1 protein-coding gene is annotated in these 413 nt (G+C 43.8%); it reads left to right on the top strand.

Translation table 11 applies throughout. The features are described 5' to 3' along the window. On the top strand, window positions 1-372 hold a 372-nt coding region (locus tag NE664_14720; GenBank protein MCQ4727888.1), incomplete at its 5' end, for a thiamine pyrophosphate-dependent enzyme. Window positions 373-413 lie beyond the last annotated feature (41 nt).

Here is a 413-nt window from a genome sequence, read left to right as displayed (position 1 = left end):
CTTTTTACAGGCGACGGAAGTTTCGGAATGAACCTGAATGAAATGGCGACGGCTGTCAGCCAAAACCTTCCGATTACGATTGTTGTGTTAAATAACGGGATGCTTGGAATGATACGCCAGTGGCAAAGCCTGTTTTTTAACAACCATTATATGGCTACGGTGCTGGAGAGAAAAACCGATTTTGTAAAGCTTACCGACGCTTTCGGAGCAAAAGGTTTCAGGGCGTTTAATGTTGAGGAGCTTGAAAAAGCTATTGACGACGCTTTTGCCATAGAAGGGCCGGCCGTTATAGACTGCGTTATACCGCCGGAAGAAAATGTGTTCCCTATGGTGCCGCCGAACGGTTCCCTTGACAATATGATAATAAAATAACAGGAGGTAAATATTATGAAAGACGATAGATTTGCTGTTTC

Origin of the sequence: Anaerotignum faecicola, assembly GCA_024460105.1 — a bacterium.
Lineage (GTDB): Bacteria > Bacillota > Clostridia > Lachnospirales > Anaerotignaceae > JANFXS01.
Note: the sequence above shows the minus strand (reverse complement) of the source record. Positions and strands in the feature narration are given on the sequence as shown.